Here is a 22545-nt window from a genome sequence, read left to right as displayed (position 1 = left end):
AGCGAGAGGGAGGCTGCCGTGGGCGCGGTCAAAGAGGCGTTACGACGACCCTTGGGTCACTTCACCGAGCGGACCCTCGCCGGCCTGGCGATCGTGCTCGGTGCCGGGGTCGGTTTCGGGGTGCTCCTCGTCCTGGTCCGGACCCGGTGGTCCCCGCTCTACGACGTCGACCACGGCGTGGCCGCCTGGCTCAACGACCTGGTCGCCCCGCACGGACCGCTGGTGACCGTGCTCAACGCGCTCACCGACCTGGGCGGGCGGGCGGTCATCATCTGGCTGGTGTCGGTCGCCGTGGTCGGCCTGCTGATCCGCAAGCAGGGCCGGCTCGCGGTGTTCCTCATCGTCACCGGCGTCGGCGCCCTCGTCCTCGACCCGGCGCTCAAGACGCTGGTCGACCGGCTGCGCCCCGAGGTGGAGGTGCCCATCGGCACGTACGCCGGGGACAGCTTCCCCAGCGGGCACGCGCTCGGCTCGATGGTCGCGTACGGGGCGCTGCTGCTGGTCTTCCTGCCGGCCATGTCGCGCCGCTGGCGCAAGCCCGCGATCGCCCTGGTCGCCCTCGTCGTCTTCCTCATCGGCCTGACCCGGATCGCGCTGGGCGTGCACTTCGTCTCGGACGTGCTCGGGGCCTGGCTGCTCGGCGCCGCCTGGCTCGGCGTCACCGCGTACGCCTTCCGGCTCTGGCGGTTGGAGCGCGGCCGGCCGGTCCCGGCGTTGAGCGACGGGCTGGAGCCGGAGGCGGCGCACGACGTGGCGCCCGCCCCCGACGAGGCGCACCTGCTGCCGCACCCCCGGGCCGCCGTGTTCGAGCTGATCGTCGGCTGGGTGCTGATCCTCGGCGCGCTCTTCGGCTTCGGCATGTTCGTCAGCTACCACGCCGGCGGCACCTTCTTCGCCACCCTGGACACGGACGTGCCGAGGTGGTTCGCCGAGCACCGCACCCCTGGCCGGGACGACTTCAGCTACTGGTGGAGCAAGGTCGGCGACACCCACGCCATCCTGCTCATCTCGCTGGTCTTCTGCCCGCTCGTGCTCGCGGTGTGGCGGCGCTGGCGGCCGGTGCTGTTCGTGGCGCTGACCATGTTCGGCGAGCTGACCCTCTTCCTCGCCTCCGCCGCCGCGGTCGACCGGCCGCGCCCGCCCGTCGGCAACCTCGACGGGCCGATGCCGACCTCCTCCTTCCCGTCCGGCCACATCGCCGCCACGCTCTGCGTCTGGGTGGCGATCGCGGTGATCGTCTTTCCGCGTACCGACCGGTGGTGGCGGTGGGTCTTCGTGGCGCTGGCGGTCGTGATGCCGGCCGGCGTGGCGATCAGCCGGATGTACCGGGGGATGCACCACCCCACCGACTTCATGGGCGCGATCATCCTCACCACCCTCTGGATCGGGCTGCTCTACTGGGTGGTCCGCCCCAACGAGGACCTGCGCGAGGGCAACCGGCCGAGCATCGAGTCCGAGGACGTGCACACCCTCGACGACGAGCTGGCCAAGGCCGGTCGGGCGGACTGACGCCGCCGATGCTGCGGGCGATGACCTGGAACATCCGGACCGGCGGCCGGGACTCCGGCGGCGCCGACCGCCGGGACCGGCTGGTCCGGGTCGTCGCCGACGAGCGGCCGGACGTGCTGGCGTTGCAGGAGCTGCGGGGCTTCGACGCAGGCGACGTGCTCGCCGACTTCGCGGGCCGGGTGGGGATGCGTCCCCACCTGGCCCGTTCCTGCTTCGGACAGCCGGTGGCGGTGCTGCTGCGTCCGCCGCTGCGCGCCCTCGCCGCGACCCGGGTACGCCGGCCGTTCCACCACGCCGCGCAGCGGGTCACCGTGGCGACCAGCGCCGGCCCGCTGACGGTGCTGAGCGTGCACCTCGACCCGTACTGGGGGCTGCGGCGGCGCGTCGAGGCGGGCTGGGCCGCCGCCGCGCTGCGCCGCGCGCCGGGGGAACTGGGGCTGCTGGCCGGGGACCTGAACACCCTCGACCCGGTCGCCGACCACACCGAGCGCATCGCCCGGCTCCCGGCCGCGTACCGCCGCCGTCACCTGCGCCGGGACGGGCGGACGGTGGAGACCCGGGCGGTGGCCCGGTTGCTCGCCGCCGGCCTGGTCGACCTGTACGCGGCGGCGGGAGCATCCGACGGCGGGCTGACCGCGCCCACCCGGCACGGTGGCGGGGCGGAGTTCTCCGGGATGCGGCTGGACTACCTGCTCGGCACGGCGGCGCTCGCCGGCCGGGTGCGGGACTGCCGGGTGCTCCGGGGCGGCGAGACCGAGTACGCCTCCGACCACTACCCGGTCGTGGCGGACCTGGACCTCGACCCGGCCTGACGGCCTGACCGCCCGCCCTGCCGCCCCGGTCGCCTCGCCGGCCCGCTCGTCCGGCCGGCTCCGGTCCGTCCGGTGGGCCGCGGCGGCACGGGCGTTGCCGGGGCCGACTACCGTGAGCCGGTGATCAACTCCCCGAGCCCGGAGCCGGGACGCACCGGGTCGCCACCCGCTCCGCTGCTGGTCGCCGTCGCCCGGGGGATCGCGCTGGTCGTGGTGGTGCCCCTGCGGTTGGTCTGGGAGCTGGTCGTCGCCGTCGGCCGTTGGCTGCACCGCTGGCTGCTCGCGCCGGTCGGCCGGTTCCTGGACCGCTGGCTGCTGCGGCCGCTGGGCTGGCTGCTGCGGATCCTGGTGTGGGTGCCGCTGGTGTGGCTCGGCCGCGGTCTGGGCTGGCTGTTCCGGACGCTGATCTGGGTGCCTGCGGTGTGGCTCGCCCGTGGGCTGGCCTGGCTGGCCCGGACGGTGGTGTGGGTGCCGCTGACCTGGCTGGCGTACCACCTGATCTGGGTGCCGCTGCGCTGGCTGGCCCGGCTCCTCGCGCCGCTCGGACGCCTGCTAGTGGCGGGGCTCGTGGCGGTCGGCCGGTGGCTGGCGGCGGCGGGCCGGGTGCTGCTGGACGCGCTCGCGTGGGCCTGGTGGGCGGCCGGCCGGCTGCTCTGGTGGTGCTACGCGCTCACGCTGCGGCCCTTCGTGCTCGGGGCGGGCTGGCTGTGGCGGCACGCCGTCCGCCCGGTGGGGCGGGCGGTGGCCGCCGCGTGGCGGGCGACGGTGTCGCCGACCGTCCGCTGGGTGCGCCGCGCCGTCGTGGACCCGGTCCGCCAGGCGACCCGTGAAGCGCTGACCGCCCTCGGCCTGCGCGGCTGACCCGACCGCCGCCGGAGTTGAGCGGCGCCCGAGCGAGATCTTGGCGCGAAACGGCCCCTCCAGGGGCACCCCCGCGCCAAGATCGCCGGAGCCGGAGCCGGAGGCGGGGCCGGGGCCGGGGCGCTACAGGAGCAGGTTGAGCAGGACGGTCAGGACGACCGACGCGACGATCGAGAAGAGGATCATCAGCAGGCAGCCCAGGCCGCCGCCGGCCGGCCGGATCTCCGTGTTGCCGATACGCATGTCGTCACCTGTTCGTCAGCGAGGGGGCGAGAAGGGCGCGCACCGCGCCGGCGACCTGCGCCGGGGCGGTGGTCACGACGTTGTGCGCGGCACCCGGCACGGTGACCGTACGGGCGTGCGGCACCAGCCGGCCGACCTGCGCGCGCCAGGAGGGCGGCACGACCGGGTCCCGGGAGCCGGCCACCACCAGGGTGGGCGCGGCGATGCGGACCAGGTCCGCCTCGATCCCGTTGCGCACCGAGTGCGACAGCGTCGCGTGCACCCGCCAGGGGCGGGCGTCGAGGACGTCCCGGAGCAGGATCGGCGCCTGCAACGGCGCCTCCCGCAGGGTGTCCACCAGCCAGCGCCCGAACTGTCCCCGGCGGGAGCGGGCGGCGGGATCGCTGGTCGGGCCAGCGAGGACCACCGCTGCGACCGCGTCGGGGTGCCGGGCGGCCAGCGCCGCGACGACCTCCGCGCCGAACGAGTGCCCGACCAGGCAGACGGGCGGCATCCGGTACGCGGCCAGCCAGGCGGCCAGGTGCGCGGCGTGCTCGCGGACGTCGTACGCGCGTCCGGGGCGCTCGGTCAGCCCGAAGCCGGGCAGGTCGGGCGCGTACACCGGGTGGGTGTCGGCCAGCGCGAGGGCGAGCGGGGTCAGGTAGCGGTGGGAGACGGCCAGCCCGTGCACCAGCACGACGGGGGTGGCGGCGGTGCCGGGGTCGCCGGCGCGGCGGGTGTGCGTACGGAGCCCGTCGACCAGCCGCCACTCGCTGGTCAGCCCGGCGGCCGGCTTCGGGGCGGCCAGCGCGAGGCGCAGCTCCGCCGGACCGAACCGGCCCGGCGGGGTCACGCGGGGCCGCCCGCCCGGTGTCGCCCTCACAGCTCGCGCAGCCTCGGCAGGAGCTGCTCCTGGGCCCAGTCCAGGAACATCGGCTGCGTCTCGCCGCCCACCTGCACGATCGCCACGTGGGTGAAGCCGGCGTCGACGAACTTGCGGAACGCCTCGACGTGCCGCTCCACGTCGGGTCCGCAGGAGATTCCCTCGGCCACGTCCTCCTCGCGGACGAACTGGGTGGCGGCGGCGAACGACTCCGGCCCGGGCAGGTCCGCGTTGACCTTCCAGCCCATCCCGAACCAGCGGAACTGGTCGTGCACGATCTTGCGGCACTCCGCCTCGTCCGGGCCGTAGCAGATGGCCACCTGGCCGTAGCGGGGCTGCCCGGCGCCGCCGGCCTCGTCGTACATCTCGATGATGTGCGGGTCCGGTTCGGTCGCGACGAGGCCGTTGCCGTACTCGGCGGCGAGCGTGACCGACTGGCGGCCGGAGGCGGCGACGGCCATCGGCACCGGGCGGGCCGGCCGGTCCCACACGTAGGCGTCGGGCACGTCGTAGTGGTTGCCCGAGAAGGTCAGCGTCTCCCCGTTGAGCAGGGGCCGGATGATCTGGAGGGCCTCCTCGAACATCTCGTGCCGCTGCTGCACGTGCGGCCAGCCGCCGACCACGTGCTCGTTGAGGTTCTCGCCGGCGCCCAAGCCGAGGGTGAACCGGCCGTCCGAGAGCACCCCGATCGTGCTGGCCTTCTGCGCCACGACCGCCGGGTGGTAGCGGCGGATCGGGCAGGTGACGAAGGACATCAGCTCCGCCCGGCTGGTGGCGTGCGCGACCGCGCCGAGCACCGACCAGGCGTACGGGGAGTGGCCCTGGGAGTCGAGCCAGGGGTAGTAGTGGTCGGAGATGACGAGCTGGTCGAAGCCGGCCGCCTCCGCCCGCACCGCGTAGTCGACCAGTTGCTTCGGACCGGCCTGCTCGCACATCAGGGTGTAGCCGACGTTGACCATGGGCGTCTCCTTCCGACCCGGGCGGATCATCCCCGGATACCCCTGCCAGGTCGGGTCAACCCTCGCGTGCGGTGTCGGCGGCCCGCCGCTTAACCGGTTCATTGCGTGACCGGCCCGTCCGGCCTACGCTGATCCCTGCGCCGCCGGGAGCCGGGCGGCGGCTGTCGGGCTGCAGCCGCCATCCCCTGTGACGTCCCACCCCCACCTGGGCAGCGGGGGTCCTCCCTCTGAGGAAGGCCATGAAGAAGAGACTCTCCGCCGCCGGTGCGGCCCTGCTCGCGTTGCTGGTCGCCGTGTTGGCGTTCGGTCAGCCCGCGCGGGCCGCGACCGGCTTCTCCGTCGCCGACGGCAAGCTCTACGACGCCAACGGCAGCGAGTTCGTCATGCGTGGCGTGAACCACGCGCACACCTGGTACCAGCAGCAGACCAGCTCCTTCGCCAACATCAAGGCGCTCGGGGCGAACACGGTGCGGGTGGTGCTGGCCAGCGGCCAGCGGTGGGCGAAGAACGACACCGCCGACGTCGCCAACGTCATCTCGCTGTGCAAGGCCAACCGGCTGATCTGCGTGCTGGAGGTGCACGACACCACCGGCTACGGCGAGCAGAGCGGGGCGGCCACCCTCGACCAGGCGGTCGACTACTGGCTCAGCGTCTCCAGCGCCCTCGCCGGCCAGGAGAAGTACGTCATCGTCAACATCGGCAACGAGCCGTACGGCAACCAGGGCTACGGCACCTGGGCGACCGACACCGCCAACGCGGTCAAGCGGCTGCGCACGGGCGGCCTGACGCACACCATCATGGTCGACGCCCCCAACTGGGGTCAGGACTGGTCGTTCACCATGCGCGACAACGCCGCGTCGGTGTTCGCGGCCGACCCGCAGAAGAACACGGTCTTCTCCATCCACATGTACGGCGTCTTCGACACCGCCGCCGAGATCAGCGACTACCTCGGCCGGTTCCGTGCCGCCAAGCTGCCGATCGTGGTCGGCGAGTTCGGCTTCGACCACTCCGACGGCAACCCCGACGAGGACACCATCCTCTCCTACAGCCAGGCCAACGGGATCGGCTACCTGGGCTGGTCCTGGAGCGGCAACGGCGGTGGCGTCGAGTACCTCGACATGGTCACCAACTTTAACCCCGCCGCGCTGACCACGTGGGGCCAGCGCCTCTTCAACGGGGCGAACGGGATCAAGGCCACCGCGAAGGAGGCGACGGTCTTCGGCAGCACCCCGCCGCCGACCACCCCGCCGCCGACGACGCCCCCGCCCACCACCCCGCCGCCCACGACGCCTCCGCCCACGACCCCGCCGCCGTCCACCCCGCCGCCGGGAGGCTGCACCGCGACGTACACGGTGACCAACCAGTGGCAGGGCGGCTTCCAGGGTGAGGTGAAGGTGACCGCCGGCTCAACGGCGATCACCGGCTGGACGGCGAAGTGGACGTTCGCCAACGGCCAGACCGTCAGCCAGTCCTGGAGCACCGTCCTGAGCAGCAGCGGGGCGACCGTCACGGCCCGCAACGCCGACTGGAACGGCCGGCTGGGCGCCGGTGCCAGCACCAGCTTCGGCTTCATCGCCAGCTTCAACGGCACCAACGCCACGCCCGCCGTGACCTGCACCGCGAGCTGAGGTACCTACCTCGTACGACCGGTGGCCGGGCCCGCTGCGGGCCCGGCCGCCTCCTCGTGGTGTCGTCGGGAAGTTGCGGGTTCCGGACGGGCGGCGTGGGGACGGCGGGCGCCGCCCGGCGCTGATGACCGGCCGGCCGCCGCAGGCGAAGTGACGGGCCCGCAGGCGGCCCCTGTGCGCGCTGTCGAGCTGCCCCGTTCATGAGACCGCCAGCCGCCACGGACCCGGGACTCCCTGCCCCATCCGTGGGGGCAGCTCGACAGCGTCCGCACGCGTACGCCGCGTCGTGCCCGTCAGCGCTTGGTCGCCCGGGTCGCCAGCCGGGCGGCGCGCATCGTCAGGTACCGCTGCTCGGGCAGGCTCGTGGTGAGGGCGGCGGCGGCCCGGTACGCGGCCACCGCCCGTTCCCGCTCACCGGCCATCTCGTGCAGGTGGGCGCGGGCGGCGGGCAGCCGGTGGTGCCCGGCGAGCCGGGGGTCGGCGTCGAGGGCGTCCAGTGCCGCCAGGCCGGCGGCCGGGCCGTGCACCATGGCGGTCGCCACGGCGCGGTTGAGGGAGACGACGGGGTTGCCGGACGCGCGTTCCAGCACCTCGTACAGGGCGAGGATCTGCGGCCAGTCGGTCTCGGCGGTGCTGGGCGCCTCGTCGTGCAGCGCGGCGATGGCCGCCTGGAGCTGGTACGACCCGACCGGCCCGCGCGGCAGCGCCCAGGTGACCAGGGCGATCCCCTCGTCGATGGCCGCCGCGTCCCACCGGCCGCGGTCCTGGTCGGCCAGCGAGATCAGCTCACCCGAGGGCCCGGTGCGCGCGGCGGCGCGGGCGTCGGTGAGCAGCATCAGGGCGAGCAGCCCGGCGACCTCGGCGTCGTCGGGCAGGAGCGCGCGCAGGGCCCGGGTCAGCCGGATGGCCTCCTCCGACAGGTCCACCCGGCGCAGGTCGGCGCCCAGGCTGGCGGTGTGCCCCTCGGTGAAGATCAGGTAGAGCACGTGCCGCACGGCGGCCAGCCGGGCCTCCCGGTCGGCGGGCTCCGGCATCCGGAACGGGATGCCCGAGGCGCGGATGCGCTGCTTGGCGCGGCTGATCCGCTGGGCCATGGTGGCCTCGGGCACGAGGAAGGCGCGGGCGATCTCGGCCGTGCCGAGGCCGCCGACGGCGCGCAGGGTCAGCGCGATCGCCGACGCCGGCGTGAGCGTCGGGTGACAGCAGAGGAAGAGCAGCGTCAGGGTGTCGTCCCGGTCGGCGGTCAGCGCCTCGTCCGGCGGCGGCGCGGCGCGCCGGTCGTCCGGCTCGCGGCGGGCGACGAGGTCCTCACGCCGCCGCCGGGCCGTCTCGCCGCGGACCAGTTCGACCATCCGTCGGTACGCGACCTGGATCAGCCAGCCGCGCGGGTTGCCGGGCGTCCCCTCGACCGGCCACTGGGTGGCCGCCGCCAGCAGCGCCTCCTGCACGGCGTCCTCGGCGGTGGCGAAGTCGCCGAACCGGCGGGTGAGCACGCCGAGGACCTGCGGCGCCAGCTCGCGCAGCAGGTCCTCGACGGGTGGGTCGGCGGTGGTCAGTCGTCACATCTCCTGCGGCGGCGCCGACATCACGGGGCGCACCTCGATCGGCATGTTCAACGGCCGGCCGCCCGGGCCGGGCGCGGTGGAGATGTGCGCGGCGAGCGCGACGGCCCGCTCGGGGCTGTCGCAGTCCACGATCCAGAAGCCGGCGAGGAACTCCTTGGTCTCGGCGAACGGCCCCTCGGTGACCACGGGGGCACCGCCGGCGCCCGCCCGGACGATCTTCGCCTGGGCCGGGGCGGCGAGCCCTTCGCCGCCGACCAGCTCGCCGTCGGCGATCAGCTTCTCGTTGACCTCGCCCATGAACGCGACGTGCGCCCGGATCTCCTCGGGCGCCCACGCCTCGATCGGGGGGAAGTCCGTGCCGGCGGCGCTGCGCCTAGACGCACATCTCAACTTGGACATTCGCGGACGAACGTACCGACCCCCTGGCGCGGCTCGACCAGGCCGTCCCGCCGAAGCTCGGCGAGCGCCTGGCGCACGGTCACGTGCGTGACGCCGAACTCACGGGCGAAGGCGGCTTCCGAGGGAAGTCGGGCGCCGGGGGCGTACTCGCCGGATTCGATCGCCGCGCGGATCGCGGCATAGATGCGCTGATACTTCGGGGGAGTCACGGGCACGCGGCCACCGTACAACGCGAAACGCCCCGCGCCGGGAGTCCGGGCGGGGCGTCGGGCGCAGCGGGTCAGCGTGTCGCGGGCGGGGTGACGACGACCATGTTCCGGGCGTCGCGGGCGTGCCCAGCGATCAGGGCGCACAGGCGGTTTACGAGGTCCGGCGGGAAGCTCGGCGGGGTCGACACGGGAGGGCTCCTTCAGGGGCGCTGAGATGCCCCCAGAATACGCGGAAGGCCCGCCCCGGGGTGTCCGGTAGCGGGCCTGCGGCGTGGCGGGTCAGGCGGCGCGGCGGGCGATCTCCGCTTCGACCTCGGCCAGCTTGTCGGGGGTGTTGCGGAAGTAGTTGCGCATCGCGGTGAGCTGGCCGGCGTCCATGCGGGCGTAGATCCCGGCGCGGTCACCAGCGTTGGCACGGCGCATGAAACTGCCGCCGTTCTCGACGCGGGCGATGCGGGCGCGGGTGTCGGCGACGGCCTGGCGACGGGCGGCGGTGGCGGCGTTCATGTCGGCTCCTTCGTTTTGCGTTCCCCGGGGGGCGTGTAAACGACTCTACATGCGTTGAACGTTCAACGCAAACCGGCCCCCGGGATTGCTCCCGAGGGCCGATAGGGGATGGGTCAGCGGACCCGCTGGGCCTCGGCCTCGGCCTCGGCGGCGATCCGCGCGTCCCGGGCGGCGGCGAGCTTCGCCGCCCACGCCTCGGCGGCGTCCTGGCGTCCACCCTCGACCGCCCGACGGTGGAAGGTCTCGGCCTCGCGCTCGACGGCGCGGGCCTTCCGGAGGTCCTTCTCAGCGTCCACGATGGCCGCCCCGATCAGGTCCCCGCCCATCGTGGCGACCAGCTCGCCGAGGGCCTGCGCGACGGCCGGCGTCCAGCCGTTCCGCAGGGCTTCCGCCTTCGCGGCCTTCGCGGCGGCGATCACGCCATCACGCGGGGTCTCGGCCTCGCGCATGTGGTCGGCCAGGCTCGCGAGGAGGCGGGCCTTCAGGTCGGCCGGGATCGTGCGGGGGTCGATCGCGCTGCGCATAACGCCCATGTCTAACACCCTTCGGGGTCGTGCGCCCCTGCGGGGCGTGTAAACAGGAGTCTAGGTGCGTTGATCGTTCAACGCAAGCGGGTACGACAAAGCCCGCCCCCGAGGGTTCCAGGGGCGGGCCGTTCCGTCGATCAGGTGGTTACCAGGGTCAGGGCCGGCGGGCTGGCCGGCTGCGGCGCGGTCTTCGCGAGCGCGTCCCGCAGCGTCCAGCGGGCAATGCCGATCAGGTCCGCGATGTGTTGCTGCGAGCGCTTCGGGTCTTCGGCCTTCAGCGCCTCGGCGCGGCGGCGGATCTCCGGGTGACGGTCGGGGTCGCCGACCTCGGGCAGGGGATCGAAGGGCAGCGCGGTGACCATGCGCGGGTCGACCGGCTCGGGCTGGGGCTCCGGCTCGGGGGCCTCGCACTCCTCGACGGCCGGCGCAGGGGCCGGGAGAGCGTCCACGACGGCCGGAACGGGCTCAGGGGTAGGCAGGGCCGGGGCGGGGCTCACGGGGGCGTCTGCGTGCGTCTGGCGGGGGTCGGACCACGCGGCCGGGAAGTACGTCGGGTTCTCCTCTGCGTGTATCGCGGTGGCGTGGGGGAAAAGCTCCTCGAAGGTGGTCGGCGGGGCCGGCTTCGCGGCCGGCGCCTCCTCGGCGAGCGCCCGCTTCCGCCCGGTCAGGATCAGCGCCGCCGAACACACGGCAAGAAGACCGTCGATCGCTAGCGGTCCGATGACGACCGTCATGGGGTCGTCGCCGTAGTGGTCGAACAGGCCCGACAGGTGCCGGTACGACACGATCGCGGCGACCAGGGCGACCAGGCCGACCCCGGCGAACCGCAGGAAGGCGTACCCGAAGCCGGTCGGGAAGGCGACCCGCGCTAGGACTTCGATCCCGACGAAGAGCAGCAACGGCCACGCGGCCGAGAAGATCACTTCGAGCGCGGCGGGGTCGCCCGCGATGTACGGGTGGGCAATGTTCGCGGTGACGGACAGGCCGCCGCCGAGGATCGCGCCGAAGTAGGCCCAACCGCGCCCGGTCGCTTTCGTGTTCACTCTTCGGTTCTCCCGTTCTCGTCGTTCGTGGGTACGCGGTTCGCGCGAAGCTCGCGCTTCAGGTCTTCGCGTTCCCTGACCGCCCGACGCTCGGGAGTCTCGGGAAGAACGGCCTCGACAACGGCGGCGAAGAAGTCGCGCCAGGGGCGGGGCTTGCTGTTCATGGCCGATCCTTTCGATGGGGTTCGGACAGGGTACGCGAAACGTTCAACGGACCGGGGGCGAGCTTCCGCCCCCGGCCGGAAGTGATCAGACGGCCTGCAAGGCGCGAGCAACCGCCGCGCCCTTGTCGGTCAGCGCGTAGCAGGCAACGGCGGTGTAGACCGGGCGGGACACGTAGCCCATGCGCTCCAACTCGTCCCCGCCGAGGAGGGCGTGATAGTCGACAATGGAGCCGCGAGCCGGGTTGCGGATGGCCATGAGCACGTCGGCGTTGCGGGCGATCAATGCCTCAGGGGACCTGTCGCCAGGGGCGTAGGTCGCCCCCTCGTCGCCACCCTCGCTGACGAGCAGGGCGATCATGTCGTCTCCGGTGACCAGGTCGCTCACTTCGGACTCCTTCGGTGGGGCGTTCTCGCTTACGGGGTCAAGTAGAACATGCGTTGAACGTTCAACGCAACCCCGAATCGTGTAAACGCCCCGTGATCCGGGAAAGCCCAGGTCACGGGGCGTCTACAGGGGAGCGCTAGTGCGCCGGGCGGACCTGGCACGCAACCGCGTCGGCGTCCTCGACCGGCGTCCAGCGGGTCACCGGCTCGAAGCCGATCGACGCCAGGGCCTCGGCCAGCCGAATCGGGGCCACGATCCCGCCCCGCTCGGTCGTCAGCGGGACCGGCGCCGCGCGGTCGCCGACCCGAACGACGCTGCCCTTCATCAGCCGGCCTGCCGCGTCCACGTCGACCCTCGCGGTCGCCAGGCCAGCCGGCGGCGGAAGGGTCTCCTCCGGGGCCTCCTCGGGGCCCTGTGCGGCCTCGGGAGCGGCGTCCGGGGCCAGGAGTACCCGCGCCGTCGGGCCGGCGGTCAGGACGCCCTCAGTGGTCGCGAAGACCAGCTTCCGGCCGTCCTTCGTCGGGTCGGCGGTCACGGTCGCGGCGGTCGCCCCCTCGGCGGCCTTCGCCAGGGTCACGAACGGGGCGGGGGCCCCGGTCACCATGACCCGGGCCCCCTTCGACAGCTTCGCGGCGGTCGTTGTCTCCATTGCTCTCCTTCAGTCAGGGTGTTGGTGTCGGGGTCCCGGTCGGCATCACCACGCCCAGCACCCCGCCGAAGAGGCACAGGCCGCAGCACCCGACGACGATCACGACGGCAGCGACGGTCAGCGAGACCCAGACCCAGGCCGCGACCTTCCCGGCCTTGAACAGGCCGGCTTTCTGGCGCTCGGCCTCGGCGCGGGGGTCGTACGGCGACGGGGGCGGGTACATGGGGACTCCTTCGGGGGCTGGGCGTTCAACGCACCGAGACTAATCGCCGCGTCAAACGCCCAACGCACGTCAGGCAATCACCATCTCTTCTCGGTTGCACGGGCACAGCGGGGCGCCGACCTCGTCCAGCCACTTCCGCGTCGTGCGGGCTGTGTAGCCGCAGGCAGCACACTCAACCTTCAACTGCCGGTTCTTCTGCGGCTTCTCGCCCGCCCCGCCGTCCGTGATGGACAACTTCGCGTGCGGGTACGGGCCCAGGAAGGCGGCGATCTCGCCGAGGGTCACCTTCAGGTCGTCGCCCGCGACCGTGGCGGTCATCTTCCCGGTCAGGCCAATCCCCTTCGCGATCTTCGCGAAGTCGCCCTTGTGCCCCGACTTGCAGTCGTCCACGGCGTGCACGACCTCATGCGCCAGGGTCGCGAGAACCTGGCCGGCGTCGTCGAGAACCGGGGAGATGAAGACCTGCGAGACCTTGTCGGCCGCCGTCCACGACGCCCAGCACTGGCCGATAACGCTGTTCTTCTTGCCCTTCCCGCCGGGCCAGCCGACCGACACCCGCACGGTCGGGACGGTCGCGCCGACGCCCTCGAAGAGCGGCTTCAGCGCCTCGACGGCCTCGGTCAGCCATTCCTCGCGGGTGCTGAAGGACTTCGCCGGGGCGGCGACCGGGCCCTCCTCGGCGGCCTCGGCGTTGCAGACGGCGGGGGCGGGGCGACCGGAACGGCGCATGAGGTCCGGAGCGATGCGCCGGGCGGCCTCGCGCTCCGCGCGGTTCGTGCGAAGCGCATCCTCGGCCAGGGCCTCGGCGTGCGCCCGCTTCACGGCGGCGGCGTCCTCGGGGGCGAGGATGAAGGTCTGGGAGGGGGAGACCCACACGGTCTCACCCTGCGAGGTCTCGAAGCTGTACTGACGCTTAGCGCGCCAGGCCGGGCCCACGTGCCGCGCCCCGGCGCGGGTCACGGCCAGGGTCACGACGCCGGTCTTCCGCGTGGCGGGCCGGAAGCCCTCCTCGGCCTCGACCAGTAGCACCCGAGCCGACTCGCCAGCGGCAACGCGAGCGGCGAGGGCGGCGGCGGTGATCTTCCCGGCGGCGGTCATGTCGACTCCTTCGTTTGCGGCCCCGGTGGGGCGTGTAAACGCGACTCTACATGCGTTGAACGTTCAACGCAAACGGGGCCCGGCGCGGCGTGCCGGGGCCGGTAGTCCGCCGGGGTCGCGGCGTATCCGACCGCCCCGTGACGGGGCCCGATGTGCCCGTGCTCGCCGGTCGCCTCGCGGACGATCCGGGCCAGCTCGGCGGCAGCCTCGGGCGACTCCCAGCCGGTCGGGACCTGGGCGGCCTCGCGGCGCTCGGCGAGGTAGCGCTTCAGGCGGGCGATCATCCCGACACCTCGGCCCCGTGCGGGAAGCCGACGGTCGCGGCGTTGCCGTTGGCGTCGAGGCCAATCGACAGGCCGTAGACCTCGACCGTCTCGACCGGCACGCGAGCGCCGACGACGTCAACGGCGCGGACGACCTCGGGGAGGCCGAGTGTGTCGAGGATGCGGCCGATGTGCCGATGTGCCGACTTCGGCAGGATCTCGGCCAGCTCGGCACGGGCGTACTCGCGTTCGGGACTCACCGCCGGGTCCCGGGCCGGGCCGGCAGGCCGGTCACGACCGCCCGCAGGTCGTCCGCGTAGGCATCGTCGAGGTCGTCGCGGGCCTCGAAGTCGAGGAGGTCGTAACCCTCGCGGGTGTCGGGGTTGGTGGGGAAGTTGTCGGTCTCGAAGACGTCCACGGCAGGGCTCCTAACGGGAGGGTCGGGCGGTTACGTGGGGGAAGTCGGCCAGTGGGGGCCGGGCTGTTCAGAAACCCGGCCCCCGGTTTAGGTGCGTTAGTCGTTCAACGCACCGAGCGCCGAACGCATCTTGCCGAGGGCCCGGGTCCGGGTCCGCTGGACCTTCAGCCGGGAGAACCCGCCGAGGCGGTGGCCGATCTCGGCGTCCGGCTGCGGGTCGAAGTCGGCGAAGCCGTAGGCCAGCCGGCAGACGTCGCGCTCGAAGTCGTCCACGGCCCGGAAGGCGAGGTCGCACAGGACGCGGTCTTCGGCGTCCGCCACGCCCCGGGGCTCGGACGCGTCCCCGACCGGCGCCGCCCGGTCCGCGTCCCCGTGGATCTCGACGGCCTCTTCCAGCGACGACTCAGCCCGCACCGCCGTCCAGATCAACCAGAAGGTCTCCTCGGACATCTCGAAGTCGGGGGCGATCCGGGCCGCCTCGACCGGGTCCCGGTCGGCGCGGGCCATGATGCCGAAGAACCGCCGCAGGGTCCGCGAGGGGACGCTGAAGCCGCCGGTCATGTCCGAGGCCGCAAGGGTCATCTCATCGGCCAGGCGGTGACGCAGGAAGGCCGCGAGCCGGCCCCCGGTCTCGGCGTCGGGGCGGTAGACCCGGAGGGCTTCCAGGAACCCGAGCGTCGCGGCCTGCTGAGCGTCGTCGCGGGTCATCCGACCGCCGAGACCCACCATCGACTGCTTGACCGCCGCCCGGAGGGCCGGCTGATATGCGGCGAACAGGCGAAGGGTCGCGGCCTCGTCGCCGGCCTGGGCGGCGGCGATCACGGCGGGCTCCTCCTCGACGTCGAGGGGGGTGGTCGTGACGGTCCAAAGCTGGGCGAAAGCAGACATTGCGGGCCCTCCTGAGGGCGTAAGGGGTCCGCCGGTGGTCGCCGGCTTACCTCGAACGGGTGTGCGAGTTGCGATGCGTGATGAACGCTATTGCGTTGAACGTTCAACGCAAAGGGTCGCGCGATCTTTAAGACCTTCGGGGCGCCGTCCTAACCGGATGGCTGAGTCGGGGTCAGTCGCGGGTACGGCGAAGGGCCCCGAGGAGATTCCCCGGGGCCCTGTTTCCGCTGCTAGTTCAGGCGCAGGCTCGCTCGGCCAGGCAGTCCGCGAAGGAGACGACCGGCACGCCCAGCGCGTCCGCGATTGCGATTTCCCACAGGCGATCGGACCCCGGCAGCGTCACAACGACGTCCGCCGCCGCGAGGGCGTCAAGGTCGTCATCCATCACGGACAGTAGGTGGTCGGCCGATTCGCACGCGGCTGGCTGCGACACGGCGGGGGCGGTCACCGCGAAGCCGGCCGACGTCAGGGCGTCGAACGCGGGGCGGAAGCGGGCGACCCGCTCGGCCGGTGTCCCGTGCGACGGGCCGAGGAGGTAGGCGCGACGCATCCCGTCCTGTCGGTAGGACTCTGCGGCCCGATTGATCATTACTCCCCGCCCTCCCCGAACCACGGCGTCAGCGAATCGCGGACCGCCTGGCGCGCTTGCCGCAGGGAAACAATCCCGCAGGCAAGAACGTTTGCAGAGCGTACTAGTTCCGCGCGTAGGCGCAACCGGTCCGAATCAAGCGCGATGTCTCCCGTGGGGTCACTGCGACGATTTTTCATCCGTTCGGCCGTGTCTTCCCTCGGCCGTGCGACGGGTGCGGCCGTCCATTGCGCGTCGACCGCCGCAGGTAGGACGGATTCCAGCTTGCCCAACTCGTCCCGCAGCGCGGCGACAAGGTCCCCCATGCGAATTGCGTCACGGTCAATGTCAAGATCGGCAGGAGTCACCGCAGCGTCCTTTCTTATTCTTTCGTTACATGGGCGATCCGGGCACGAATCCGGCGTCACGCGTGCGTGACCCCGTGTTTGTGCGGGTGCGATTCACGAACCACGCAGCGCCCGTCCTTCACGGCGCACCCGTAGCCGTGGCCCCAGCTCGCGCCGTAGACGTCCGGGTCGCTTTCGATCCGCACCCCGAAGAAGGTCGACTCCATCGCGCGGCCGATCTCCCGGATGACCTCTTCGGCGTTCTCGGTCGGGGCCTGCGCAATCAACTCGTCGTGAACGGGCAGCAACAGGTGGTCACCGAGGCCGGCGGCGAAGATGTCGACGATGGCCTGTGCCAACAAATCGCGTGCGGTCGACTGAACGACGTAGTTCGTCGCCGCGTACAACCTGTCGCGGTCGAGCGGAAGGTGACGCCCCGACGGGGTGACGACCTCCTTGCGGCCGAACTCCGCACGCGACATGAGCCGGCGCGAGTAGCGCTTGATCTCCGGATACACGCTGTCGTACGCCGCGATAGCGCGCTTCACCGCGCCCAGCTCGGCGCCGGTCTGCCGCGCCAGGGTCACCGCCCCGCCGCCGTAGACCTTCCCGAACCCGACGCCCTTGTAGAGCTTCCGCGCCTTACTCGCGCCCCTGTCGCCGGCCTTCAACCGCGCCGCGAACTCTTCGACCGTGACGCCCTCGACCAGGGCGGCGGTAAAGGAGTGAAGGTCCGCCCCGTCGCGGATCGCGTCCTTCATCTTCGCCACGTCCGCCAGGGCCGCGAGGACACGCATTTCGACCGCCTGATAGTCGGCCGCGATGATCGTCTGCCCCGGGTCCGCGATGAACGCCCGCCGTACCCGCCAGTCCGAAGAGGGCAACTGCTGAAGCGGCGGCCGACTGATCGACATGCGCGCCGTGCGGGCCTGAAGGGCACCGATGGACGCGTGTAAACGGTCGTCCGCGTCCTTCAGCGTCAGGAAGGCGTCCGCGTACGTCGTCGCCCACTTCTCGGCCCGCTTCGAGCGAAGCGCGGCGTCGGCCAGCGGGTTAGGCGTCCTGACGTCGATCCGGGCCCAGTCCAGGTTGAGATCCGCCAGGGGCAAGAGAACGCCCTTGTCGACCTTCAGGGCCCCGGACGGCGTCCGCTCGGTCAGGGTCTCGCCCATCGCTTCGAGCGCCGCCGCGAGCTGCGCTGTGCTGTTCACGTTCTCGACGCCGTACCGCTTCGCGACCAGGCGGAAGGACTCCGCTTCGTCCGTCAGGTCCGCCCGCAGCCGCTCGACGTAGGGCACGTCGAGGCGGAAGCCCTTGCGCTGAAGGATCGCGAGCAACACCTGAAGGTGATGCTCGAACTTCGACAGGTGGTCGAGGCCGATCCCCCGGACCAGCGGGCCCAGCTCGCGGAACAGGCGCCACGTCAGGATGACGTCGAGGCCGGCATACCTGACGTAAAGCTCATTGTCGATGGGGATTCCCGCCCAGCCGGTCGCCTTCGTCAGGCCCAGCCGGCGGAACTCAGCCGTCAGGCCGTCTTGCGTGTCCGGGGCGTCCGGGTCGACGTAGACGGCGCTCAACGGCTTCAGCTTCAGGCCGATCCCGCCTTCCTGCGGCGACCGGGGGTCGATCAGGTGAGCCAGAACGCGGGTATCGAACGTGCGCCCGCCCAGCTCTTCGAGCCGGACGCCTAGGTGACGGTCCACGGTCAGGAGGTCGAACGGCGCATTGTGCATGACGTACGCCCGTGGCTGCCGCAGGGCGGCGGCGGCCTCCTCGGCGAAGAGGTCCTTCCGCAACACCCACGCTTCGCGGCCGTTGCCGAACTGCGCCAGCCGCAGCCGGTGATCCGGCGAGAAGATGTCGAGGCCGGTCCCCTCCGTGTCGAACGCGAGAACCTTGTCACCGCCCGCCAGGAAGGCCCGGAAACCGTCGAGGTCCGCCCGCCGCTCGGGGAAGTGAATCCCGACGACCGTCCCGCCGACCGTGTGCGTCAGCGTCCGCACGCGGCCTCCAAACGGTCGCGCAGGGCGATCGGCGAGAGGGCGCCGAAGCGGTCGACGACCTCGCCGTCACTCTCGACGATGACGGTCGGGACCGACTGGACGTCGAGCGCCAGGGCGACGCGGCCGGCGGCGTCCTCGTCGATGTCGAGGCGCTGAACGGGAAGGTCGCGGGCGCGGGCCTGAACGTCGAGCATCGGGCCGAACTTCCGGCAGGGAACGCACCACGGGGCGGTGAAGTACAGGATGCGGGTCACGGGGAACTCCTCGGGTACGGCCGAAGGGCCGCTCCCACGCGGGAAGCGGCCCTTCGTTCGGGTCGGGTTATGGGGTCAGTTGGGTTCCGGGTCGGTGTGCCGCAGGCTCCCGGCCTGCTCGCCGCAGGTCCCGCAGAGGTCGTTTAGCTCGTCCTCTTCGGCCCGGGTCTCGCGGTTCATCGGGTGCTCGGCGTCCGGGTGGGTGTCGCGCCCGTACCCGCACTGAGACCGGAAGGACAGCAGCCCATCAGCGGTGTTGCGCGAGGCGAGCGGCGTCCAGTGCTGACAGAACGCCCCCGGGCCCTCGAACGGGTGGTCCCGCATGACCTGGGCCTTTATGCGTGCGCGACGCGCGCCCTCGGACTCAGGCACCACACCCGCCACCGCAGCAACCGGCGCCCTCGGGCCGGGGCTCGTTCGGGTCGACGTCCGGGGCGTCGAGGTCGAGCGCCACGCCCGCGCCGTCGACCTCGAACCGGGCCGGGGCGGGCTCGGCCGCGTCCCGGTCGGTCACGACGCCCGCGCCGTCGACCTCGAACCGGGCCGGGTTCTCGGCGGCCGTCGGGACGTAGCCCCACGCCGCCTCGCCGAGACCGAACATCCGCGACAGGTGGCGGTCGCCGTTGTGGCCTGCGGGCTTGTCGCAACGCACCCTGCCCGCAGGGGGCATGGGCGCGTTGCACAGGACCGGCGCGCGGGGCTCGGGCGCCGGGTCGCCGCACACGTTCGCGGCGAAGAGCGGGCACGCCTGGCACCCGCCCGTCACGCCGCAGTCGTCAGCCGGGGTGGTCACACGGCCTCCTCGATCGTCAGGGTCGGAAGGAGGTCGGCGACGTAGCGGACGGCGTCGGCCTCGGCCTCGGTCAGGTAGACCTCGGCGGTCTCGCCCAGGCCGTCGCGCTCTTCGATGTGCACGCGGTACCGCTTGCGGCGGCGGGTCAGTCGGCTCACAGGGAATCTCCCGAGAAGATGTCGTCCAGCGAAGGACCGGCGGAAGGGGTGTCGCTAGGGGAGTCGGCCAGCGGCGAGGCAACTGTTCGCCCCTCGACCGGGTTTTCTTCGGCGGTCTCGTCGGTCGCGTGGTCCGACGGCCGGGCCACCCGCAGGCCCAGGAAGACGACGCCGATGTTCTCCTTTTTCTTCGTCGCGCCCCGCTCTTCGAGCGCCGCGAACATGGCTCGCCGCGTCCAACGCTCCTTCCCGGGAAGGGCTTCGTCGTCGCACCACTGGCGGTACGCGTCCCATACGACCTTGGCCGTGACCTTCCCGCCCTCCTCGGCGACCAGGACGCCGGGCAGGAAGCCGGCCAGGGCGTCGGACGTCTGCCGGTATTCCTTCGTCGCGTCCCGGATCACGACCGGGTCCTGAAGGCCGTCGCGGTACCAGTCGACCGCGCCCCGGACCGCCCACGCGAGGATGCCGGCGGCCTCGGCAAGCAACTTCTCGCCCAGCTTGTGATCCCGCTCGGCCGGCGTGAAGTACCGCTCCCAGGGGACCAGCTTCACGCGGCGCCAGAGTCCTTCGTCCTGACCCCTGAACTGCGGGCGGAAGTTCGTCGCGAGCTGAAGGAGGAACGTCGGGCGGAACTCGAAGAACTCCTTCCGCATGAACCGGGCCGAGATCGAATCGCGGCCGGTGACCCGCTTCAGGACCGCCTCGGCCATCGGGCGGCCCTGCTCACCCTCGGCCGCGAAGACCAACCGGGACCCCTTCAGCGCGGCGAGGTCGTTCGGGATGCCGCCGCTCTGCTTCTCCTCGAACGTGCTGAAGGGCGTCGTCACGACCAGCTCGCGGAAGACCTCCGTCAGCGTGTCCGTGTAAACGCTCTTCCCGTTCGCGCCGCCGCCGTGGTGGACGACGAAGCACTGTTCGCCGGTCTCGCCCGTGATCCCGTACCCGACCAGCCGGCGCATGTAGTCCGGCAGGCCGGCGTGGCGGGCGTGCGGGAAGACCTCACGGAGGAAGGCTTCCCAGCGCGGCGCGGTCGCCTCGGGGTCATAGTCGAGGTCGACGCGCCGGGTCAGGAGAAGGTCCGGGTCGTGCTCCTGAAGCCGGCCCGACCGCAGGTCGATAACCCCGTTCCGCACGGCGAGCAAGTGGTGATGCTTGTCGAACGCCTCGAAGTCGACGGCAACGCCCCGGAGGGCCTTCAGCTCGCGAACCATCGCGTCGATGCCCTTCGAGCTGTTCGCCGCCTTCGCGAAGCTCTTCAGCTTCCCGACGCGGGCGGAAAGCTCCTTCGCCTCCTCCTTATCGCCCGCCTTGACGACCTCCTTCAGCGCCTCGGCCAGCTCGGCGGCCTCGGCCCAGATCGACGCGGCGACGTCCTGTGCAGCGGTCCGGACCGCGTCGAGCTTGTCCGACCTCCACACGCCATCCGTGAGGATGAAGAAACCGGCCTCGGGGCTGTACTTCACCCCGGACCCCGCCTCCTCGAAGAAGTCCTTCAGCCGGCGGGCCGACGCGACCTCGGTCAGGTCCGCGTCCGTCCACGCGTTGAGCCGGGTCTTCAGCCCGCCCGGGTCCTGCGAGTTGGTGACCGCCCGAATGAAGTCCGTCGCGAAGGTCTCCGGGCTGCGGCCCCGCCAGTCCGTCACGTCGTCGCCGTCAGCCGGCGGCCGGACGCTGCGGGCCGAGAGGCCCAGCTTCGCCAGCTCGGCGCACAGGACCCGCGAGAAACGGTCGCCCGAGGCGTCCGCGTCGCCGACGACGACGACCGGACGCCCGTCGGCCAGAGCGGCGACCTCGCCCGCGACGGACGCGGCCAGGCCGGCGCCACGCACGAAGGCGACGTCATAGCCGGTCGCGCACGCGGTCAGGCCGTCGCCGGGGCCCTCGGTCACGATCAGCTCGGCCCAGCCGGACTCGCCCGGCAGGAAGCCGACCCGGGCCCAGGACTCGCCCTGCGGCGACTTCGCGCCCAACCATCGGACCTTCGCCGAGGCGTCGAGCGCGCGGGCCTGGTAGCCACGCGGGACGCCGTCGCGGTCGCGGAACGGAACGACCAGGCGCGGACCGCCGGGCAGGCCGCGAAGGAGGGTACCGGCGTCGTCGTACGCGGCCCGCTCGGCGACGCCCAGACCGAGGCGCGTCATGTCGTCTGCGGCGAGACCGAACCTGTCGCGGGCGTACGTGAAGGCGGCGTCAGCGGTCGCGGGGTCGGACCCGTTCCACAGTGCCGCCGCCCAACGGTCGAGCTGCGCCGCCAGGGCCGCGACCGCCGCCGGGCTCGCCGGGGTACTGGTCGACGTCGCGCGAACGGGGGCGTCCGTGGCGTCGATGTTGTGCAGTTCGGCCACGGACATGCCCAGCGCGAGCAGGACGGCGCCGGGGCGAATCTTGCCGGCCTCGCCCTCGACGGTCGAGCAGCCGGCGCGGCACTTCAGCAGGACGGCGCCGGACTCGCCCACGGCGATCCGCAGGGACGGGCGGGAGTCCGCGTGTGCCGGGCAGACGGCAAGCCAGCCGTCCCCTTCGTCGGTCGCGCCGAGGCGGTCGAGGAGGTCAGAGAGCTTCATCAGGCGTGGGCCTCCATATCGGCGGGGGTGGCACGGCGGACCGTGTAGCTCGCGAACCGCTCGCGGGTGTATGTGAACTGTTGGGCGTCCTTCAGCGAGGCGGCCCACACGATGCGGTTACTCGTGAAGGTGAAACTCCGGTACCGCAGGACGTACGGCTTCAAGCCGTCGGACTCACGGGGCGGGGCGTACTTACGGGGCGGCATTGCGCCTCCTTCCGTCGGGGACGTCCGAGGAGTCGGCCAGTGGCCGGCGGGGTGTTCAGGGCAGAAATGCGAAAAGCCCCCGGCACTAGGCCGAGGGCTTTTCGGGGGTTGGTGGCGGGCGACCGGATTTGAACCGGCGTTACCGTGGCGGGGGCCGCTTGCCTTTCGGCCGGACTCGAACCGTCCGCAGCACGGCGTCTTAGGCCGCTGGACTACGCCCGCCGCGTGTCAGGCGACCTGGCGGCCGGTCGCCTCGGTGAAGGCGGCCTTCACGTCGCCCGCCAGGCGGCCACGCGCGCCGACGTGGCCCCGGAAGTTGACAGCGGCCCAGGTACGGACCTCCTTCGCGGTCGCCGGGGCCTCGGTCTCGGTCGCGGTCTCGGTCGTGGTCTCGTTCATGGCTGCGCTCCCTGGTAGTCGCGGTGCCCTTGCTG

General features: G+C 72.4%; 30 protein-coding genes and 1 tRNA gene. 4 read left to right on the top strand and 27 right to left on the bottom strand.

What is annotated here, in order from left to right:
• Positions 1 to 18 precede the first annotated feature (18 nt).
• The 3 genes from DER29_RS02595 to DER29_RS02585 all read left to right on the top strand — a co-directional run bounded on the left by DER29_RS02595 (position 19) and on the right by DER29_RS02585 (position 3182).
• Positions 19 to 1509: a phosphatase PAP2 family protein gene (locus DER29_RS02595; RefSeq protein ID WP_121395856.1), complete on the top strand. Its 1491-nt coding sequence runs from the start codon at positions 19 to 21 to the stop codon at positions 1507 to 1509.
• An 8-nt stretch (positions 1510 to 1517) separates the two neighbouring features.
• Positions 1518 to 2321 carry an endonuclease/exonuclease/phosphatase family protein gene (locus DER29_RS02590; RefSeq protein ID WP_121395855.1) on the top strand — a complete coding sequence of 268 codons (804 nt, stop codon included), beginning with the start codon at positions 1518 to 1520 and terminating at the stop codon, positions 2319 to 2321.
• A 120-nt stretch (positions 2322 to 2441) separates the two neighbouring features.
• Positions 2442 to 3182, top strand: coding sequence for a hypothetical protein (locus DER29_RS02585; RefSeq protein WP_148709968.1), 741 nt, complete (start codon positions 2442 to 2444; stop codon positions 3180 to 3182).
• Between the two features lie 247 nt (positions 3183 to 3429).
• Here the strand turns inward: DER29_RS02585 and DER29_RS02580 are convergent, their stop codons facing one another.
• Both DER29_RS02580 and DER29_RS02575 read right to left on the bottom strand, forming a co-directional pair.
• A complete protein-coding gene (locus DER29_RS02580) occupies positions 3430 to 4287 on the bottom strand; it encodes an alpha/beta fold hydrolase (RefSeq protein WP_121395853.1) in 858 nt (285 codons plus the stop codon).
• Entirely contained in the window at positions 4284 to 5246 is a 963-nt protein-coding gene (locus tag DER29_RS02575; RefSeq protein WP_121395852.1) for a TIGR03557 family F420-dependent LLM class oxidoreductase, read from the bottom strand. Before DER29_RS02575 ends, DER29_RS02580 begins: the two co-directional genes overlap by 4 nt.
• A 239-nt stretch (positions 5247 to 5485) precedes the next feature.
• Between DER29_RS02575 and DER29_RS02570 the strand changes: the two genes are divergently transcribed.
• The gene (locus DER29_RS02570; RefSeq protein ID WP_121395851.1) at positions 5486 to 6874 is read left to right on the top strand and encodes a cellulase family glycosylhydrolase; all 1389 of its coding nucleotides are present in this window, start codon (positions 5486 to 5488) and stop codon (positions 6872 to 6874) included.
• A gap of 293 nt (positions 6875 to 7167) precedes the next feature.
• On the opposite strand, the gene DER29_RS02565 is transcribed toward DER29_RS02570, so the two are convergent.
• The 25 genes from DER29_RS02565 to DER29_RS02465 all read right to left on the bottom strand — a co-directional run bounded on the left by DER29_RS02565 (position 7168) and on the right by DER29_RS02465 (position 22510).
• Positions 7168 to 8430 carry an RNA polymerase sigma factor gene (locus tag DER29_RS02565; RefSeq protein ID WP_121395850.1) on the bottom strand — a complete coding sequence of 421 codons (1263 nt, stop codon included), beginning with the start codon at positions 8428 to 8430 and terminating at the stop codon, positions 7168 to 7170.
• Between the two features lie 3 nt (positions 8431 to 8433).
• Positions 8434 to 8838, bottom strand: coding sequence for a YciI family protein (locus tag DER29_RS02560; protein ID WP_121395849.1), 405 nt, complete (start codon positions 8836 to 8838; stop codon positions 8434 to 8436).
• Complete coding sequence (locus tag DER29_RS34415; protein ID WP_305036115.1) at positions 8826 to 9053, bottom strand: GntR family transcriptional regulator; 228 nt, start codon at positions 9051 to 9053, stop codon at positions 8826 to 8828. The genes DER29_RS02560 and DER29_RS34415 overlap by 13 nt, the downstream gene beginning before the upstream one ends.
• 273 nt (positions 9054 to 9326) lie before the next feature.
• A complete protein-coding gene (locus tag DER29_RS02550; protein WP_121395847.1) occupies positions 9327 to 9554 on the bottom strand; it encodes a hypothetical protein in 228 nt (75 codons plus the stop codon).
• 113 nt (positions 9555 to 9667) lie between these two features.
• Complete coding sequence (locus DER29_RS02545; RefSeq protein ID WP_148709967.1) at positions 9668 to 10087, bottom strand: hypothetical protein; 420 nt, start codon at positions 10085 to 10087, stop codon at positions 9668 to 9670.
• 131 nt (positions 10088 to 10218) lie between these two features.
• Positions 10219 to 11124 carry a hypothetical protein gene (locus DER29_RS02540; RefSeq protein ID WP_121395845.1) on the bottom strand — a complete coding sequence of 302 codons (906 nt, stop codon included), beginning with the start codon at positions 11122 to 11124 and terminating at the stop codon, positions 10219 to 10221.
• Complete coding sequence (locus DER29_RS34055; protein ID WP_158618959.1) at positions 11121 to 11288, bottom strand: hypothetical protein; 168 nt, start codon at positions 11286 to 11288, stop codon at positions 11121 to 11123. The genes DER29_RS02540 and DER29_RS34055 overlap by 4 nt, the downstream gene beginning before the upstream one ends.
• Before the next feature lie 85 nt (positions 11289 to 11373).
• A complete protein-coding gene (locus tag DER29_RS02535) occupies positions 11374 to 11673 on the bottom strand; it encodes a hypothetical protein (RefSeq protein WP_121395844.1) in 300 nt (99 codons plus the stop codon).
• Positions 11674 to 11809: 136 nt separating this feature from the next.
• Positions 11810 to 12322: a hypothetical protein gene (locus tag DER29_RS02530; protein ID WP_121395843.1), complete on the bottom strand. Its 513-nt coding sequence runs from the start codon at positions 12320 to 12322 to the stop codon at positions 11810 to 11812.
• 13 nt (positions 12323 to 12335) lie between these two features.
• A complete protein-coding gene (locus DER29_RS02525; RefSeq protein WP_121395842.1) occupies positions 12336 to 12545 on the bottom strand; it encodes a hypothetical protein in 210 nt (69 codons plus the stop codon).
• A gap of 69 nt (positions 12546 to 12614) precedes the next feature.
• A complete protein-coding gene (locus DER29_RS02520) occupies positions 12615 to 13643 on the bottom strand; it encodes a hypothetical protein (protein WP_121395841.1) in 1029 nt (342 codons plus the stop codon).
• Positions 13640 to 13927 carry a hypothetical protein gene (locus DER29_RS02515; protein WP_121395840.1) on the bottom strand — a complete coding sequence of 96 codons (288 nt, stop codon included), beginning with the start codon at positions 13925 to 13927 and terminating at the stop codon, positions 13640 to 13642. The genes DER29_RS02520 and DER29_RS02515 overlap by 4 nt, the downstream gene beginning before the upstream one ends.
• Positions 13924 to 14166 carry a hypothetical protein gene (locus DER29_RS02510; RefSeq protein ID WP_121395839.1) on the bottom strand — a complete coding sequence of 81 codons (243 nt, stop codon included), beginning with the start codon at positions 14164 to 14166 and terminating at the stop codon, positions 13924 to 13926. Before DER29_RS02510 ends, DER29_RS02515 begins: the two co-directional genes overlap by 4 nt.
• On the bottom strand, positions 14163 to 14324 hold the full coding sequence (locus DER29_RS34050) for a hypothetical protein (protein WP_158618958.1): 162 nt from the start codon (positions 14322 to 14324) through the stop codon (positions 14163 to 14165). Before DER29_RS34050 ends, DER29_RS02510 begins: the two co-directional genes overlap by 4 nt.
• A gap of 96 nt (positions 14325 to 14420) precedes the next feature.
• Positions 14421 to 15212 carry a hypothetical protein gene (locus tag DER29_RS02505; RefSeq protein WP_121395838.1) on the bottom strand — a complete coding sequence of 264 codons (792 nt, stop codon included), beginning with the start codon at positions 15210 to 15212 and terminating at the stop codon, positions 14421 to 14423.
• Between the two features lie 235 nt (positions 15213 to 15447).
• Entirely contained in the window at positions 15448 to 15801 is a 354-nt protein-coding gene (locus DER29_RS02500; protein WP_121395837.1) for a DUF4406 domain-containing protein, read from the bottom strand.
• Entirely contained in the window at positions 15801 to 16148 is a 348-nt protein-coding gene (locus DER29_RS33815) for a hypothetical protein (RefSeq protein WP_148709966.1), read from the bottom strand. Before DER29_RS33815 ends, DER29_RS02500 begins: the two co-directional genes overlap by 1 nt.
• 56 nt (positions 16149 to 16204) lie before the next feature.
• Positions 16205 to 18133 carry a DNA polymerase gene (locus DER29_RS02495; protein WP_121395836.1) on the bottom strand — a complete coding sequence of 643 codons (1929 nt, stop codon included), beginning with the start codon at positions 18131 to 18133 and terminating at the stop codon, positions 16205 to 16207.
• A complete protein-coding gene (locus DER29_RS02490; RefSeq protein ID WP_121395835.1) occupies positions 18121 to 18387 on the bottom strand; it encodes a co-chaperone YbbN in 267 nt (88 codons plus the stop codon). The genes DER29_RS02495 and DER29_RS02490 overlap by 13 nt, the downstream gene beginning before the upstream one ends.
• A 75-nt stretch (positions 18388 to 18462) precedes the next feature.
• Complete coding sequence (locus DER29_RS02485) at positions 18463 to 18711, bottom strand: hypothetical protein (protein WP_121395834.1); 249 nt, start codon at positions 18709 to 18711, stop codon at positions 18463 to 18465.
• Between the two features lie 40 nt (positions 18712 to 18751).
• Positions 18752 to 19180: a hypothetical protein gene (locus DER29_RS33810; protein ID WP_148709965.1), complete on the bottom strand. Its 429-nt coding sequence runs from the start codon at positions 19178 to 19180 to the stop codon at positions 18752 to 18754.
• A complete protein-coding gene (locus tag DER29_RS34045) occupies positions 19177 to 19338 on the bottom strand; it encodes a hypothetical protein (RefSeq protein WP_158618957.1) in 162 nt (53 codons plus the stop codon). Before DER29_RS34045 ends, DER29_RS33810 begins: the two co-directional genes overlap by 4 nt.
• Positions 19335 to 22013, bottom strand: a complete 2679-nt coding sequence (locus tag DER29_RS02475) for a phage/plasmid primase, P4 family (RefSeq protein ID WP_199729098.1) — start codon at positions 22011 to 22013, stop codon at positions 19335 to 19337. Before DER29_RS02475 ends, DER29_RS34045 begins: the two co-directional genes overlap by 4 nt.
• 211 nt (positions 22014 to 22224) lie before the next feature.
• Positions 22225 to 22333: transfer RNA gene (locus tag DER29_RS33805), tRNA-OTHER, on the bottom strand.
• Between the two features lie 6 nt (positions 22334 to 22339).
• On the bottom strand, positions 22340 to 22510 hold the full coding sequence (locus DER29_RS02465) for an Lsr2 family protein (protein WP_121395830.1): 171 nt from the start codon (positions 22508 to 22510) through the stop codon (positions 22340 to 22342).
• Positions 22511 to 22545: the final 35 nt, after the last annotated feature.

The organism is Micromonospora sp. M71_S20, from assembly GCF_003664255.1.
GTDB lineage: Bacteria > Actinomycetota > Actinomycetes > Mycobacteriales > Micromonosporaceae > Micromonospora.
Note: the sequence above shows the minus strand (reverse complement) of the source record. Positions and strands in the feature narration are given on the sequence as shown.

Bases quoted from the DNA above. Each gene is read 5' to 3' on its own strand.
- DER29_RS02590 (WP_121395855.1), top strand. From the start codon at position 1,518: ATGCTGCGGGCGATGACCTGGAACATCCGGACCGGCGGCCGGGACTCC.
- DER29_RS02575 (WP_121395852.1), bottom strand. From the start codon at position 5,246: ATGGTCAACGTCGGCTACACCCTGATGTGCGAGCAGGCCGGTCCGAAG.
- DER29_RS02570 (WP_121395851.1), top strand. From the start codon at position 5,486: ATGAAGAAGAGACTCTCCGCCGCCGGTGCGGCCCTGCTCGCGTTGCTG.
- DER29_RS02560 (WP_121395849.1), bottom strand. From the start codon at position 8,838: ATGTCCAAGTTGAGATGTGCGTCTAGGCGCAGCGCCGCCGGCACGGAC.
- DER29_RS02550 (WP_121395847.1), bottom strand. From the start codon at position 9,554: ATGAACGCCGCCACCGCCGCCCGTCGCCAGGCCGTCGCCGACACCCGC.
- DER29_RS02545 (WP_148709967.1), bottom strand. From the start codon at position 10,087: ATGGGCGTTATGCGCAGCGCGATCGACCCCCGCACGATCCCGGCCGAC.
- DER29_RS34055 (WP_158618959.1), bottom strand. From the start codon at position 11,288: ATGAACAGCAAGCCCCGCCCCTGGCGCGACTTCTTCGCCGCCGTTGTC.
- DER29_RS02530 (WP_121395843.1), bottom strand. From the start codon at position 12,322: ATGGAGACAACGACCGCCGCGAAGCTGTCGAAGGGGGCCCGGGTCATG.
- DER29_RS02525 (WP_121395842.1), bottom strand. From the start codon at position 12,545: ATGTACCCGCCCCCGTCGCCGTACGACCCCCGCGCCGAGGCCGAGCGC.
- DER29_RS02520 (WP_121395841.1), bottom strand. From the start codon at position 13,643: ATGACCGCCGCCGGGAAGATCACCGCCGCCGCCCTCGCCGCTCGCGTT.
- DER29_RS02515 (WP_121395840.1), bottom strand. From the start codon at position 13,927: ATGATCGCCCGCCTGAAGCGCTACCTCGCCGAGCGCCGCGAGGCCGCC.
- DER29_RS02505 (WP_121395838.1), bottom strand. From the start codon at position 15,212: ATGTCTGCTTTCGCCCAGCTTTGGACCGTCACGACCACCCCCCTCGAC.
- DER29_RS02500 (WP_121395837.1), bottom strand. From the start codon at position 15,801: ATGATCAATCGGGCCGCAGAGTCCTACCGACAGGACGGGATGCGTCGC.
- DER29_RS02485 (WP_121395834.1), bottom strand. From the start codon at position 18,711: ATGCGGGACCACCCGTTCGAGGGCCCGGGGGCGTTCTGTCAGCACTGG.
- DER29_RS02465 (WP_121395830.1), bottom strand. From the start codon at position 22,510: ATGAACGAGACCACGACCGAGACCGCGACCGAGACCGAGGCCCCGGCG.